Annotated in this window: 12 protein-coding genes and 1 pseudogene; 8 read left to right on the top strand and 5 right to left on the bottom strand. The window is 71.3% G+C overall.

Features of this window, described 5'->3' with window-relative positions:
* The first annotated feature begins 124 nt into the window (after positions 1–124).
* The 3 genes from glgX to Air01nite_RS26320 are packed head-to-tail and all read left to right on the top strand — an operon-like array spanning position 125 to position 4,067.
* Complete coding sequence (gene glgX / locus Air01nite_RS26330) at positions 125–2,230, top strand: glycogen debranching protein GlgX (protein WP_203705991.1); 2,106 nt, start codon at positions 125–127, stop codon at positions 2,228–2,230.
* A gap of 1 nt (position 2,231) precedes the next feature.
* Entirely contained in the window at positions 2,232–3,092 is an 861-nt protein-coding gene (locus tag Air01nite_RS26325; RefSeq protein ID WP_203705990.1) for a DUF3459 domain-containing protein, read from the top strand.
* Between the two features lie 36 nt (positions 3,093–3,128).
* Positions 3,129–4,067 (top strand): TerC/Alx family metal homeostasis membrane protein, encoded by a 939-nt coding sequence (locus Air01nite_RS26320; protein ID WP_203705989.1) that lies wholly within the window; start codon positions 3,129–3,131, stop codon positions 4,065–4,067.
* A gap of 154 nt (positions 4,068–4,221) precedes the next feature.
* Here Air01nite_RS26320 and Air01nite_RS26315 read toward each other — a convergent pair whose 3' ends face one another.
* Positions 4,222–5,619 (bottom strand): MFS transporter, encoded by a 1,398-nt coding sequence (locus Air01nite_RS26315; protein WP_203705988.1) that lies wholly within the window; start codon positions 5,617–5,619, stop codon positions 4,222–4,224.
* An 89-nt stretch (positions 5,620–5,708) separates the two neighbouring features.
* On the opposite strand from Air01nite_RS26315, the gene Air01nite_RS26310 reads away from it, so the two are divergent.
* Positions 5,709–6,278: a TetR/AcrR family transcriptional regulator gene (locus Air01nite_RS26310; RefSeq protein WP_203705987.1), complete on the top strand. Its 570-nt coding sequence runs from the start codon at positions 5,709–5,711 to the stop codon at positions 6,276–6,278.
* Positions 6,279–6,692: 414 nt separating this feature from the next.
* On the opposite strand, the gene Air01nite_RS26305 is transcribed toward Air01nite_RS26310, so the two are convergent.
* Together Air01nite_RS26305 and Air01nite_RS26300 are read right to left on the bottom strand one after the other, a co-directional pair.
* A complete protein-coding gene (locus tag Air01nite_RS26305; protein WP_203705986.1) occupies positions 6,693–7,019 on the bottom strand; it encodes a hypothetical protein in 327 nt (108 codons plus the stop codon).
* A complete protein-coding gene (locus Air01nite_RS26300; RefSeq protein ID WP_203705985.1) occupies positions 7,016–7,921 on the bottom strand; it encodes a zinc metalloprotease in 906 nt (301 codons plus the stop codon). Before Air01nite_RS26300 ends, Air01nite_RS26305 begins: the two co-directional genes overlap by 4 nt.
* Positions 7,922–8,069: 148 nt before the next feature.
* Here Air01nite_RS26300 and Air01nite_RS26295 point away from each other — a divergent pair, with 148 nt between their 5' ends.
* The 4 genes from Air01nite_RS26295 (at position 8,070) to Air01nite_RS26280 (ending at position 12,315) form a co-directional block, all read left to right on the top strand.
* Positions 8,070–8,798, top strand: coding sequence for a PP2C family protein-serine/threonine phosphatase (locus Air01nite_RS26295; RefSeq protein ID WP_203705984.1), 729 nt, complete (start codon positions 8,070–8,072; stop codon positions 8,796–8,798).
* A complete protein-coding gene (locus tag Air01nite_RS26290; RefSeq protein ID WP_203705983.1) occupies positions 8,795–10,090 on the top strand; it encodes a hypothetical protein in 1,296 nt (431 codons plus the stop codon). The genes Air01nite_RS26295 and Air01nite_RS26290 overlap by 4 nt, the downstream gene beginning before the upstream one ends.
* A gap of 210 nt (positions 10,091–10,300) precedes the next feature.
* The gene (locus Air01nite_RS26285; RefSeq protein WP_203705982.1) at positions 10,301–10,912 is read left to right on the top strand and encodes a hypothetical protein; all 612 of its coding nucleotides are present in this window, start codon (positions 10,301–10,303) and stop codon (positions 10,910–10,912) included.
* On the top strand, positions 10,909–12,315 hold the full coding sequence (locus Air01nite_RS26280) for a DUF2252 domain-containing protein (protein ID WP_239090981.1): 1,407 nt from the start codon (positions 10,909–10,911) through the stop codon (positions 12,313–12,315). Before Air01nite_RS26285 ends, Air01nite_RS26280 begins: the two co-directional genes overlap by 4 nt.
* Here the strand turns inward: Air01nite_RS26280 and Air01nite_RS26275 are convergent.
* Both Air01nite_RS26275 and Air01nite_RS26270 read right to left on the bottom strand, forming a co-directional pair.
* A complete protein-coding gene (locus Air01nite_RS26275) occupies positions 12,284–12,829 on the bottom strand; it encodes a hypothetical protein (RefSeq protein WP_203705981.1) in 546 nt (181 codons plus the stop codon). The two genes, Air01nite_RS26280 and Air01nite_RS26275, sit on opposite strands and share 32 nt — an antisense overlap.
* Positions 12,830–12,898: 69 nt before the next feature.
* Positions 12,899–14,322 (bottom strand): annotated as a pseudogene (locus tag Air01nite_RS26270) (Nramp family divalent metal transporter).
* Between the last annotated feature and the right edge of the window lie 25 nt (positions 14,323–14,347).

The raw sequence follows: 14,347 nt of genomic DNA, 5'->3' as shown, positions 1-14,347 counted from the left end.
ATCGGCGTCTCGCAGATGCACGTCTCCCGGCTGCTGGCCCGCGCCCTGACCAAGCTCCGCGGGCACCTGGGCGACGCCATCTGATTTAGGTTTAATTCGGACTAAAAGCCGCTAGTCTGCGGGAATGCTGGTATGGCCCGGCCGGCGCTACCCGCTCGGTGCGACGTACGACGGGGTCGGCACGAACTTCGCGGTGTACTCGGCGGTGGCCGAGGCGGTCGAGCTGTGCCTGTTCGACGCCAACGGTGACGAGCAGCGGATCGACCTCACCGAGGTGGACGCCTACGTCTGGCACGTGTTCCTGACCGGCGTCCAACCGGGCCAGCGCTACGGGTTCCGGGTCTACGGACCCTGGGACCCGGCGCGCGGGCTGCGCTGCAACCCGCACAAGCTGCTGCTCGACCCGTACGCGAAGGCGATCGACGGCGACGTGCACTGGCATCCGGCGGTCTACGGGCACGACCTGACCGACCCCGACACGATGTCGACGACCGACTCGGCGCCGTACCTGCCGAAAGCGGTCGTGGTGAACCCCTACTTCGACTGGGGCAACGACCGGTCGCCGCGGACGCCCTATCACGACACCGTGATCTACGAGGCGCACGTCAAGGGGCTGACCGCCGCGCACCCGGGTGTGCCCGACGAGCTGCGCGGCACGTACGCCGGGCTGGCCCACCCGGCCACGATCGAGCACCTGACCCGACTCGGCGTCACCGCGGTCGAGCTGATGCCGGTGCAGCAGTTCGTGCACGACCAGCACCTGACCGACCGCGGGCTGCGCAACTACTGGGGCTACAACACGATCGGGTACTTCGCGCCCTACCACGGCTACTCGGCGATGGGCCGGCACGGCCAGCAGGTGCAGGAGTTCCGGGGCATGGTGCGGGCGCTGCACGCAGCCGGCATCGAGGTGATCCTGGACGTCGTCTACAACCACACGGGCGAGGGCAACCACCTCGGGCCGACGCTGGGCTTCAAGGGGCTGGACAACCCCGGCTACTACCGGCTGTCCGACGAGGACCCGAGTTACTACGTGGACTACACGGGCACCGGCAACTCCCTCAACATGCGCAGCCCGATCTCGCTGCAGCTGATCATGGACTCGTTGCGGTACTGGGTGCAGGAGATGCACGTCGACGGGTTCCGGTTCGACCTGGCGGCGACGCTGGCCCGGGAGTTCTACGAGGTCGACCGGCTGTCCACGTTCTTCGAGGTCGTCCAGCAGGACCCGGTGGTCAACGCGGTCAAGCTGATCGCCGAGCCGTGGGACGTCGGGCCGGGCGGCTACCAGGTCGGCAACTTCCCGCCACTGTGGACGGAGTGGAACGGCAAGTTCCGGGACACCGTGCGGGACTTCTGGCGCGGGGCGCCCGCCACGCTCGCCGAGTTCGCCACCCGCATCTCGGGGTCCGCGGACCTCTACCAGGACGACGGGCGCCGGCCCGTGGCGAGCATCAACTTCGTCACCTGCCACGACGGGTTCACGCTCGGCGACCTGGTCTCCTACAACGAGCGGCACAACGAGGCCAACGGCGAGGACAACCGGGACGGCTCCCCCGACAACCGGTCGTGGAACTGCGGCGTCGAAGGGCCGACCTCCGACACCGGGGTGCTCGCGCTGCGGGCCCGGCAGCGCCGCAACTTCCTCGCCACGGTGTTCCTGTCGCAGGGCGTGCCGATGATCGGGCACGGCGACGAGCTCGGCCGGACCCAGCGCGGCAACAACAACGGCTACTGCCACGACAGCGAGCTGACCTGGGTCGACTGGGCCGAGGTCGACGAGCACCTGCTGGCGTTCGCCCGCAAGCTGGCCGCGTTCCGGGCCCGGCACCGGATCTTCCGCCGCCGCCGGTTCTTCACGGGCGCGCCGGTCGCCGGCCGCGACGTCACCACGCCGGTCGCCGACATGGCCTGGTTCGCCCCCGACGGTGCGCCGATGTCCGACTGGGACAGCGAGGTCAACGCGCTGACCCTGTTCGTCAACGGCGAGGGCATCAAGGAGCGCGGCCGGTACGGGCAGCGCCAGGTCGACGACTCGTTCCTGCTCTGCTTCAACGGCCACCACGAGCCGTTGCGGTTCACCCTCCCGCCGGCCGAGTACGGCGAGAAGTGGCAGGTCGTCTTCGACACCGCGCAGATGGAGCAACTGGATCCCGCACCGACGGTCGCCGCCGGCGCGGCCACCACCGTCGCCGAGCGGAGCCTGCTCGTACTCGACCGGGAAGTGTGAGGTGTCCGGCCGGGTCGTCTACGCCGTCGACGACCTTGGGGCTGCGGCCGAACTGGCCGCGCTCGGCATCGACACCGTCGAGATCGAGCCACCGCCGGACGAGGACCTGCTGCGCCGCTCCGTGGCCGCCGCGCGCGGGGTCGGGCTCGGTGTCACGCTCCGACTGTCCTCCGACCGGATCCTCGGGCCGGCCGTGGTCGACCACGTGGTGCAGTGGTTGGCCGGTTTCGCGCTCGACGGTGTGCGCCTGGACGGACCGCCCGCGCCGGTGCCGCTCGGCGAGTTCGCGGCGGCCGTCGGCGATCTCTCGGACCACCTGGGCCGGCCGCTGACGCTGGCGGAGTCGGGCCGGTTCCTGGTGCCCGCCGAGGGCGGGGTGCTCGGCACGCTCGACAGCGTGAGCGCGTGGCTGTGGGGAAACGGGGAGCCGGCTCCGGATCCCGCGGTGCCGCTCGCGCCGCCACCGCCGGGTGCCGTGGCCACGCTGACGGGGTTGCGCGACGTCGCCGCGACGCTGCTGCTGACCGCGCCGCTGACCCCGCTGCTGTCGGCGGCCGACGACGTTCCGCCGGCGACCCTGCGGGCGCTGACCGCGCTGCGCCGGGCACACCCGGACCTCGCTGTCACCCGCCCGGAGCCGACCCGCCCGATCCGCCGCGGCGCCGAGGTGATCACGATGCGGCGCGGTGCGCTGGTGGTGGCCGCGAACATCGGCGTCACGCCGGCCCGGGTGGGCCTGCACGGCGTGCCCCGGTCGGTGCTGTTCACCACCGGCCCCGGCGTGAGCCTGACCCACACGAGCGTCGACCTGCCACCAGAGTCGGCGGCGGTGATCGCCTGCTGCCGCTTTGACCAGCCCTGATCTATCCTCAGGACCGGTTCGGTCTGGGGAGGCACGATGGGTGTGTCGGCGCTCGGCTGGGTGCTGACGACGGTCACCCTGCTCGGTCTGCTGGCGGTCGACCTGCTGGCGGTGTCGCGGCGCAAGGACGCGATCACGCCGGCGGGCGCCGCACGGTGGATCGGCCTCTACGTCGGTCTCGCCCTGGTCGCCGCGGTCGTCCTGTTCTTCTGGCTGGGCAAGGAGACGGCGGAGCAGTTCGTCGCCACGTACCTCACCGAATACAGCCTCAGCGCCGACAACCTGTTCGTCTTCATGCTGATCATCGGCCGCTTCGCGGTGCCGCCGGACGCGGTCGAGTCGGTGCTGACGGTCGGCATCCTGCTGTCGCTGGGCTTGCGGACGCTGTTCATCGCCGCGGGCAGCGCCGCGGTGCACGCGTTCAACTGGCTCTTCTACCTGTTCGGCGCGTTCCTGGTCTACACGGCGGTGCGCCTGGTGCTCTCCCTGCGGGCGGGGGAAGAGGAGGAGGAGAAACCGCCGGGCATCGCGCTGCTGTCGCGCCTGATCCCGACCACCGACGTGTACGCGGGCCGCCGCTACACCACGACCATCGAGCGGCGCCGGGTCCTCACCCCGATCCCGCTGGTGATCGCCGCGATCGGGCTGGCCAACCTGGTGTTCGCCCTGGACTCGCTGCCGGCGGCGTTCGGCCTGACCCAGAGCGCCTTCGTGATCGTCACGGCCAACGCGTTCGCGATGCTGGGCCTGCGGCAGCTCTATTACGTGGTCGGCGGCCTTCTCGAGCGGGTGGTCTACCTGCCGGTGGCGCTGGCCGTGATCCTGGGCTTCATCGGGGTGAAGCTGGTCCTGGAGGCCTTGCGCGGCTCACACATCGCGGCCCCGGAAATCGGCGTGGGCCCGTCGCTGGCCACCATCGTCGGCGTCCTCACCATCGCCGTGGTGGCCAGCGCCCTCCGCAACCGCCAAGCCTGAAACCGCAAGGAACGGTCCGTTATCAACGCTTTCCGCATAGGAACGGTCCGTTCCTAACGCGTTAGGAACGGACCGTTCCTTGCGCGGTCAGCCCCGACGGTCAGCGCCCCGCGCGACCGCCCTGTCCGAGACGGCGTCGCCGGCCCGGCCGTGGTCAGTGCAGCGCCACGCGGGGACGGTCGGGTTCGTCGGCCGACGGGGCCTTCCGGGCCGGGACGATGACCGCGGCCAGGATGGCGGCCGCGACCGCGACCACGGCCGCGAAGGTGAAAGCGTCCGTGAAGCCCGCGCCGGTCGTGCCCGCGATGCTGGCCGCGGCGATGCTCGACACCGCCGCCACGCCGAGGGACGCGCCGAACTCGTGGAACGTGCTCAGGATCCCCGACGTCACGCCGGCCTCGTGCGGGTTCACCTCGGCCAGCGCGGTCGTCGAGGCCGCGACGAACGTGGCGCCGATGCCGGCCGCTGCGACGGTCACGCCCGCGACGAGGACGAACGGGCCGCCCCAGATGGCGGGCGCGGCGGTGCCCAGGCCGGCGACCGCGAGGCCCGCGATCGCGATGGTCCGGGCACCGCGCCCCCCGATGGCCTGGCCGGCCGTGTGTGCGCCGGCGATCGTCGCCAGCGCCACCGGCAGGAACAGCAGGCCGGTCCGCAACGCGCCGTACCCCCGCAGGTGTTGCAGGTAGAACGAGCCCAGGAAGAACACCGCGATCATCAGCGCGGTGGCGACCAGGATCATGAACATGCCGGCGGCGACCGGCCGGCGCGCCAGGATGCGCGGGTTCATCAGCGGCGCGCGCAGGGCGCGCTGCAGCAGGACGAAGACCGTGTAGAGCACCACCGCCGCGGCCAGCGGGACCAACGTCGTGGCCGAGCCCCAACCGTGGTCGCCCGCGTTGATCAGCCCGTAGATGGCGGCGCCCGTGCCGGCCGTGACCAGCAGTGCGCCCGGCACGTCGAGGCGGGCACGGACCCGCCCCGCGCTGTCCCCCGGCAGCGCCCACACCAGCGCCGCGACCACGAGCAAGCCGATCGGCACGTTCACGTAGAACACCCACGGCCAGCCCGGGCCCGCCGTGAGCAGTCCGCCGAGCAGGACACCGAGGGCCGCGCCGCCGCCGCCGAGGCCCGACCAGACGCCGAGGGCCTTGTTGAGCTCGGCGCCCTGGAACAGCTTCGTCACCATCGACAGGGCCGCCGGCGAGAGCATCGCGGCGCCGACGCCCTGGGCGATCCGGCCGCCGATCAGGGCCTCGGCGGAGCCCGCCAGACCCGTCACCAGCGACGCCCCGGTGAACACCAGCAGACCCGTCAGCACCAGGCGGCGCGCGCCGAACAGGTCGGCGGCCCGGCCGCCGAGGAGCATCAGACCGCCGAACATCAGCGTGTACGCGCTGACCACCCACGTCAGCGTGCCCCGGCTCAGCCCCAGGTCGGCGCCCATCTGCGGCAGCGCGATCGCCACCACCGTGACGTCGAGGATGAGCATGAGCTGCGCCACGCCCAGCAGCGCCAGCGCCCGCCAGCGGCGGGGATCGGCGGCCTCCATGGTCCCTCCCAATAACTTGAACACTGATGTACGAGTTAGCTCTCGGCTACAGTAACTCGTACAGCGGTGTTCAACAACCAGGAGGTCCGATGCGGGCCGATGCCCAGCGCAACGTCGACGCGATCGCGGCGGCCGCCGCCGACTGCCTGAGCCGGGATCCCGAGGCGAGCGTCGCCGACATCGCGAAGGCCGCGGGCGTCGGGCGGGTGACCCTCTACGGCCACTTCCCGTCGCGGGCCGAACTCGTCGACGCGGCCGTCGCCCGAGCCATCACGGACGGGCACGCGGTCCTCGACGCGGTCGACCTCGACGGCGACCCGCGCGCCGCGCTGGCCCGGCTGGTGGACGCGAGCTGGGAACTGGTCAACCGGTTCCGGTCACTGCTGCTCGCGGCTCAGCGCACCCTCCCGCCGGGCCGGATCCAGGAGCTGCACCAGGAGCCGGCCGACCGGATGCGCCGATTGCTCGAACGCGGCCGGGCCGAGGGCGTGTTCCGCACGGACCTGCCGACCTCATGGCTGATCACCACGATGCAGAACGTGATGCACGGCGCCGCCGACGAAATCAACGCCGACCGTCTGAAGTCGGCGGACGCGGCCCGCTACATCTCCACGACGGTCCTGGCGGCCCTCACGCCACCCGGCCACCGCGTGCCTTAGCCGATTCATTCGACCCTCTGCGCCTCGGACTGTTCCGGTTCGGGGGGTCCGCGGCTGATCGTGTGTGGCTGGTCCGCCCGGGATGGTGCGCGTCGAATGATCCGGTGCGGTTGGTCCGCGCGACACGCCGACGGGTTACCCGATCCCGCACACCTGATCAGGTAGGTCGGGTTGTCCTGACCCGGTGAGGTTCACACGATCATGGCCGGCGGCCGGCCCGACCCGGGCCGTGCCGGCTGATCGACGGTGCGCTTCTCGCCAGCCGGGCCACCGTCGCGGCGGGACACAGCCGTCGCCGGGTGCGAAGGCTGCCGAGTGCGGCAGGGGTGCGTTACCCAGGCGGGTCGAGCGACGGCGGTCTCTGCTCGTGCGCCATGGTGCATCGCTGTCCCGAGGACCCATGGAGTTGATCATCTAGACCGGCCGCAGCCGCAACAGGTCGGGGGTCAGCTCGACGATCTCGTAGCCGGTCGGCGCGTCGCCGGCGCGGGCGTCCGGCGGGTAGGTCAGGGCGATCCGGTCGCGGGCCGGCGTGCTCCAGCGGCCGACCACCGCCACCGGCGCGTCGGTCGGGCCCGGGCGCAGGTAGGCGAAGATGCCGCCGGCGCGGAACTCGAGTCCGTCGCGGCCGCGGGCCGGCGGCAGTGGGCGGTCGGCGGGCCTGAAGACGCGTACCCCCGCCGCATCTTCTTCCCGCACGTGCACCCACCGCCGGAACAGCGCCGCGGGCGGTGCGGTCACGACGTGGCCGCCGCCGCCAGCAGACCCGACCGCGGGCCGCGCAGCGCGGCCGCCATCCGGGCCGCCTGGCCGCGGGTGAACATCACCATCGCGGCGTCGTCGGTGTAGTCCATGTAGTTGACGAACATGTCGCCGTGCGGGGCGTTGTTGCAGGACACCTTCGGGTACGTCGGCCGCCCGTAGTTGGGCCCACCCTGGTTGGGCGTGTCGTCGACGAAATCGCTGCCGCCGCAGCCGTCGCCGTCGTCGCCCCAGATGTGCCGCAGGTTGAGCCAGTGCCCGACCTCGTGCGTCGACGTGCGGCCCAGGTCGAACGGCGCCGCCGCGGTGCCGGTCGAGCCGAACGCCGTGTAGGTGACCACCACGCCGTCGGTCTCCGCCGGGCCGCCCGGGAACTGGGCGTAGCCGAGCAGGCCGCCGCCGAGCTGGCAGACCCAGAGGTTGAGGTGGGTGTCGGTGGACACCGGATCGACGCCGCCGGTGCGGGCCGACTTGACGCCGTCGTCGGTGTCGAACGCCGCCACCTCGGTGCGGGTGCGCGTCACGTCGACGAGCGCGAACTCGATGTCGGCGTCGGCCGCCACCGGCGCCCAGACCGGTGGCAGGATCGCGACGTCCTCGTTGGTCTTGCGGAAGTCGCGGTTGAGGGTCTCGATCTGCGAGGCCACCTGCTCGTCGGTGACGTTCTGCTCGGGCCGCGACCAGACCACGTGCACGATCGTCGGGATCGTCACCAGGCCGAGCGGCGGCGGCTCCTCGCGGGCCGCGTCGAACGTGAAGGTCTCGATCTCCTCACGCGCCCGGGCGTAGCCGGGGTCGGTGTCCAACAGCCGGCGGTGCACCGGCATCGTGCCGCACCATTCGCGCACCGCACCCGGCGCGAGCCGCCCTGTGAATGCCATCGCGCCATTCTCCCGGGCACCGGCCGGCCCGTACTAGCGGATCTTGGACTCTTCGCGACACCTCCGGATGGCCGGACGGTGCGATCCGGATGGCCGAGAAGGTGATCTACTAGAGACAACCGGGCCGCATCCTGGCATCCTGCCTGCCATGACGCTTCTGCTGCGCTCCGTCGCGCTGACCGACCGAGGTCTGGTGAGGCGGGCGAACCAGGACGCGGTTTTCGCGGGCAGCCACCTGCTCGCGGTCGCCGACGGCATGGGCGGCATGGCCGCCGGCGACCTGGCTAGCGCCATCACGATCGACGTGGTCGCCCGCGCCGACGCCGCCCATCCGGAGGACGGCCTGGTCGACGCGATGCGCGGAGTGATCGAGGCCGCGGGCGACCAGATCCGGGCCGCGGTGGCGGAGGACCCGACCCGCGACGGCATGGGTACGACGCTGACCGCGCTGCTGTTCACGCCCGACAACACGGCCGTGCTGCTGGCCCACGTCGGCGACTCGCGGGCCTACCTGCTCCGCCAGGGGGTCACCCAGCAGATGACCAAGGACGACACGTTCGTGCAGATGCTGGTCGACGAGGGCGTGATCACCCCCGACGAGGCGCACGTGCACCCCCGCCGGGCGGTGGTCACGCAGGCGCTGCAGGGCGACCCGGTCACACCCGCCTTCACGGTGCTGCACCCACAGGCCGGCGACCGCTGGCTGATCTGCAGCGACGGCCTGTCCAATGTGGTACGCGAGGACACGATCGCCGAGATGCTGCGGACCAACCCGGAGCCACAGGCATGCGCGGTGCGCCTGGTCGACCTGGCCCGCCGGGCCGGCGGCCCCGACAACATCACGGTGATCGTCGCGGACCTTTCGGAGGCGGCGTGATCCGGCGCGCGGTGGTTGTTCTCGCGGCCCTGGCAGCGGGCACGGTCGTGCTCACGCCGGTCGGCGAGGTGCTCTTCTACGGCCTGGAGGGCTTCCCGGTCGGGGCCGACGCCAAGGGCGTGATCCGGATCCTCTCCGCGGCCGGCGCGATCCTGCTGCTCGCCCTCGGCGCGGCTGCCGGCGCCCAGGTCACCGGGCGGGCCCGCGGCTGGCCGACGGCCGCCGCCGCGATGCTGGCCGGTGGTCTGCTGCTCGCGTACGCCCCGCTCGACCCGGACTCCGCCTTCGGCGAGGCACAACCGTGGATCCGCCCGGTCGTCGCCCTGCTGGGCGGCGTCGCACTCGGCGCGGTGATCGTGGCGGTGCTGCCCGCCCGCCCCGGCGCGGGCGACCCCTGGCCGGGCGCCGCGTTCGCGGCCGGCGCGATCACCGGTCTCCCGATCGGGCAGACGCTGCTGCCGCAGTTCCCCGACCTGCACCACAGCCTCGGCTGGGCGGACCTGGTCGCGCTGGTCCTGGCCGTCGCCGCCGCGTTCGTCGCACCGCGCCCGGAGACCGACCCCGCGACCCCGGGCCTGCGGGCGGTCACCCCGATCGCGCTGCTCGGCACCGCGGTGGCGGCCGCTTTCCACATGGAGTACGTGGGCCGCGCGACCGAAGCATCGCCCACGGCGGTGGTCGTGATCGTCCTGGCGCTCACGCTCGTCCTCTGGGCAACCATGACGTGGCTGCTGGTCGGCTGGAGCGGCAAGCTCGCCGGCACCGACGCGGCCCGCTTCGCCCTGACCTGCGCGGGTGCGGCTGGGCCGCTGTTCCTCGCCAGCGGCCGCAACATGGGCCTGACCTGGCCGGGCGCCTGGGCGCCGCTACTCGGCATCGTGGCTGCCGTAGCCGGCGCGTGGCTCACCCGTCAGCGCACAGCAGTCCCCTGGGACGCCTACGGCGTGGCCGCCGCCGCACTGATCGCCCTGGTGATCGGCACGGCGACGACCGACCAGAGCGCCATCCTCATGTTGGGCGTGCCGGTGGCGGCGTTCACGCTCGGCGCCGCGCTGGCCCGCACGGCCGCGGGGGGCGCGCTCTGCGGGCTGCTGGTCCTGGTGCTGACCCTGCCGGTCCTGATCGGCACGATCAAGCAACTGGACACGCTCTTGATGGACGAGACCGACGCGGGCCCCGGCTTCGCCAGCCGCGCGGCCCTGTTCTCACCGATCTGGCTGGTGGGCCTGCTCACCGCGGCGCTGCTGATCCGCCCCCGCCGCACCGCCGCGGCGCCTTTAGCGGTCGGCTGACGCGTACTCCCGCAGCAGTTGTCGTTCCTGGTCCTTCTTCGTCGAGGTTGGCCACCGCGGCCACCAGGATCAGCGCGGGGTGCGGACGTCACCGCCGCCACCCTAACTAGGACAAACCTCCCATAAGGGCGATTCGCCCGTATTGCACCCTGGCCCGGCGTAGGTTGGAGAGAGAGCCACCATTCCCCGTGTTCGGCAAGGAGGCTCGTCATGTTCGTCCAGATCATCCAAGGTCACGTACGTGACGCCGGCCAGCTCAAAGCGGCCCTCGACGAGTGGGTACGCGACATCTCGCCCGGCGCCAAAGGCTGGATCGGCTCGACCGGCGGGGTGACCGACCAGGGCGAGTTCATCGGCCTGGCCAAGTTCACCGACCTGGTGTCGGCCCACCGCAACAGCGAACGCCCCGACCAGGACGCCTGGTGGAAGCGCACGTCGCAACTGTTCGACGGCGAGGTCACGTTCCACGACGCGGACAACGCGGTCACCGACAACCCCGGCGACGGCGACCCGCACAAGGCGGGGTTCGTGCAGATCATGCAGGGCAAGGGCACCGACCACGACCGCGCGATGGAACTGCTGCTGCAGGACGCCCCCGAGTGGGCCGCGTTCCGCCCCGACATCCTGGGCACGACCGCCTGCGCGTACGGCGACGGCGAGTTCACGGTCGCGGTCTACTTCACCAACGAGGCGGAAGCGCGGGCCGGCGAGCGCAAGCAGCCACCGCCGGAGCTGGCACAGCAGATGGCCGAGCTGCAGAAGATCATGATCGGTCCGCCCGCGTACTACGACCTCCACCAGCCATGGATCGAGACGCCATGAACGGCAACGGACACCACCACAACGGACACCAACCCGGGCGCGCCGAACGGGCGTTGGAAGGGCGCGCCATGCGCGCCGAGGTCCCGGTGGACGCCCACGCCGCGACGGGGTTCGACAGCGACCGCGACCCGATCGGGCTCCTGATGGGCCAGGCCGAGTCCCGCGTCCCGGAGCTCGTGCCGGTCCGGCACGCGCGGATGGCCGTGTCGCCGTTCACCTACTTCCGCGGAGCCGCGCTGCCGATGGCCGCGGACCTGGCGCGGGCGCCGCGCTCGGGGCTCGACGTGCAGCTCTGCGGCGACGCGCACCTGTCCAACTTCGGCGCGTTCGCGTCGCCGGAGCGGCGGCTCGTGTTCGACTGCAACGACTTCGACGAGACGCTGCCGGGCCCCTTCGAGTGGGACGTGAAGCGGCTGGCGGCGAGCCTCGTCGTCGCGGCCCGGGACAACGGCTTCAAGCGCAAGCAGCGCAAGGAGATCGTCCGGGCCGGTGTCGAGGCCTACCGGAACAACATCCGGGCATTCGGGGCACAGGGCAAGCTCGCGGTCTGGTACGCGCACCTCGACGTCTCCGACGCGATCAACCGGTTCCGCGACCAGATCCGGCCGAAGGCGTACAGCGAGGCCACGGTCGCGCTGGCCAAGGCGCGCGGCAAGGACAGCATGCAGGCGTTGGAGAAGCTGACCACAGTGGTCGACGGACGCCGCCAGATCATCAGCGAGCCGCCCACGATCGTGCCGATCGAGGAGGTCTTCAGCGGCATCGAGGCCGACGTCATCTACCAGCTCATCGGCAACGTGATCGAGTCGTACCAGCGCAGCCTGCAGACCGACCGCCGGCACCTGCTGCACCAGTTCGAGCTGGTCCAGGTGGCCCGCAAGGTGGTCGGCGTGGGCAGCGTCGGCACCCGGGCGTGGATCGTGCTGCTCGAGACCGGCGACGGCGAGCCGCTGTTCCTGCAGGCCAAGGAGGCGCAGAAGTCGGTGCTGGCGAAGTACGCGGGTGCCAGCCGCTACCGCAACCAGGGCGAGCGGGTGGTCGCCGGGCAGCACCTGATGCAGGCGCTCAGCGACATCTTCCTGGGCTGGACGCGGGTCAACGCTCCCGACGGCGAGACGCGCGACTTCTACGTCCGGCAGCTACGCGACTGGAAGTTCTCGGCGCCGATCGAGCGGATGCGCCCGGAGGGCATGGCCCTCTACGCCCGGATGTGCGGCTGGACCCTGGCGCGGGCACACGCCCGCTCGGGCGACGCGGTCGCGATCGGCGCGTACCTCGGTGGGTCGGACCGCTTCGAGAAGGCGATCCACGCGTACTCGGAGGACTATGCCGACCAGAACGAGAAGGACTACGCCGAGTTCTGCGACCAGGTCAAGGACCAACTGGTCGGGGTGAGCGCCTAGCGGTTGCCAACGGCGACAGTCCACTGAGGATGACGACGGAGGCGAACGGGAGCAGGTCGAGGTTCACCGCGATCAGCGCGAACCCGAAGACCATGGTGAGCGGGCTCCAGACCGGCAGCAGCCGGGCGGCGACGAGCTGACCGAGCAGCGTGAGCATGCCGAGCTGGAAGAGCACCGGCAGCCCGATCATCGCGGCGTCGGGCAGCCCGGTGGGCACCGCGCGGAACAGGTCGGTGAACGTCACCCAGAGGAACGCCGCGGCACCGACGAGGGCGGCGCCCAGCGCGACGTCCCGCAGGATGCGCTGCCAGCGGGCCACCACCGGCACGACCCGGTGCAGGTTGACCGCGAGCACGGCGAAGAGCACGAACGCGACGAAGAACGCCGTGTGCCCGACGTCCCAGGCGGCACCGTTGCCGCGGTCACCGTCGCGCCCGTCGACGTACCGCATGATCCCGTAGAACAGCATGAGCAGAGGCGCCGCCAGGGCGGCGAACCGGATCGGGAAAGGCATGTCCGAAGACTTCCAAGCCCGCCGCCCTTAGTGACATCGGGAAGATCCCCTGCCGGCCCCGTAGGGCTCTTACCCGAGCCAGTCCAGCAGCTTCGCGCCCTGTTCCTTGAGGGTGAGGATCGAGAAGACGCCGAAGAGCAGGACACCCCAGATCAGGGCAATGACGCGTACGCCGCGCGGGCGTACCCGCTCAGGTAGGAACTTCTTGTTGATCAGCAGGAGCAGGCCCGAGTAGAGGAACATCATCAGGCCGCCGACGCAGGCCGAGATGACCAGCAGGACCAGCGGCTGGTCGAAGCCGCCCAGCAGGACCACGACGCCGATCAGCACCAGGCCCCAGACCAGCGCGAAGTAGATCCGGCTCTCCGAGACGCGGCGCAGGTAGGAGACCTTGAGCACGTCGGCGGCCAGGCGGCTGGTGTAGTCGACGATGCCCATCGCGGCGGCGAACAGCGACACCGCGCCGATCGCCCAGAACAGGACGCCGAACCACTCGCCGACCAGCTCCTTGAGCCGCTCCCCCTCGACCTCGAGGAAGCTGACGCTGTTGGCCAGGCCCGGGACGCCGAACACGGTCGAGTACGACAGCAGCGACATCAGCGTGATGGTCACGAAGGTGATCAGCACGAACGTGTAGAGCTGCTCCTTGTTGGCCAGCTTCCACCACTGCCGCCAGCGGGCCATGTTGGCCTCGTTGTCCTCGAACACGAAGCCGGCCGAGTCGGGGGCCGCCTCCTCCTTGCCGGTGACCGGGCTGACCAGGCGCGGCACGTACGCGCCCATGCCGAAGCCCTTGTCCCTGATCCAGTTGCTCTGGACGAGGTTCTGGCCGCCGCCGGCGCCCGCGAAGACAAGGGCCGAGAGCATCAGCGCGAAGCCGAGCTCCGTCGGGAAGTCCGGCCGGACCGCGTCGTGGCCGAGCGCCGACCAGGCGTCCGTGGTCACCGCGAAGATCAACGCGATCGCGATGAACAGCACGACGAGCCCGACCTTGAGGAACTCGACCCGCTCCAGGACCGTGTAGATCACCGGGCGAGCGTGAGCGTGACGCCGATCAGGGCGAGCATGCCGATCGCGATCCAGCGCGGCTCGCCGCCGAAGATGTAGGTCACCATCGTCGCCGAACTGGTCGCCCAGCCGGGCCAGAGGTTGGCGAAGTAGGTCAGGATCGCGAACACCAGACCCCAGTGCCGCCAGGTACGGGAGAAGCCGGTCAACGCCGTCTCGCCGGTCGCCAGCGTGTAGCGCTCGATCTCCATGTTGAGGAACCACTGGGTGATCAGGCCGACCACCGCCGCCCAGAGGAAGACCAGACCGACCTGCGAGGCGATGTACGGGAACAGGATGAACTCGCCGGAGGCCAGCCCGACACCGGCGGCGATCACTCCGGGCCCGATGATCCGCCAGTGCGACCGGGGCGGGTCGGGCAGATCCCGGACCTTGACCTCGTGTACGTGTCGGCTGCGGAAACGTTCGGCGGCGGTCTGGGTCATCGATGCCTCCCGGGGCAGGGTGGCG

Source organism: Asanoa iriomotensis, from assembly GCF_016862515.1.
In the GTDB taxonomy this organism is placed as follows: Bacteria; Actinomycetota; Actinomycetes; order Mycobacteriales; family Micromonosporaceae; genus Asanoa; species Asanoa iriomotensis.
This window is presented reverse-complemented; position numbering and strand designations above follow the sequence as displayed.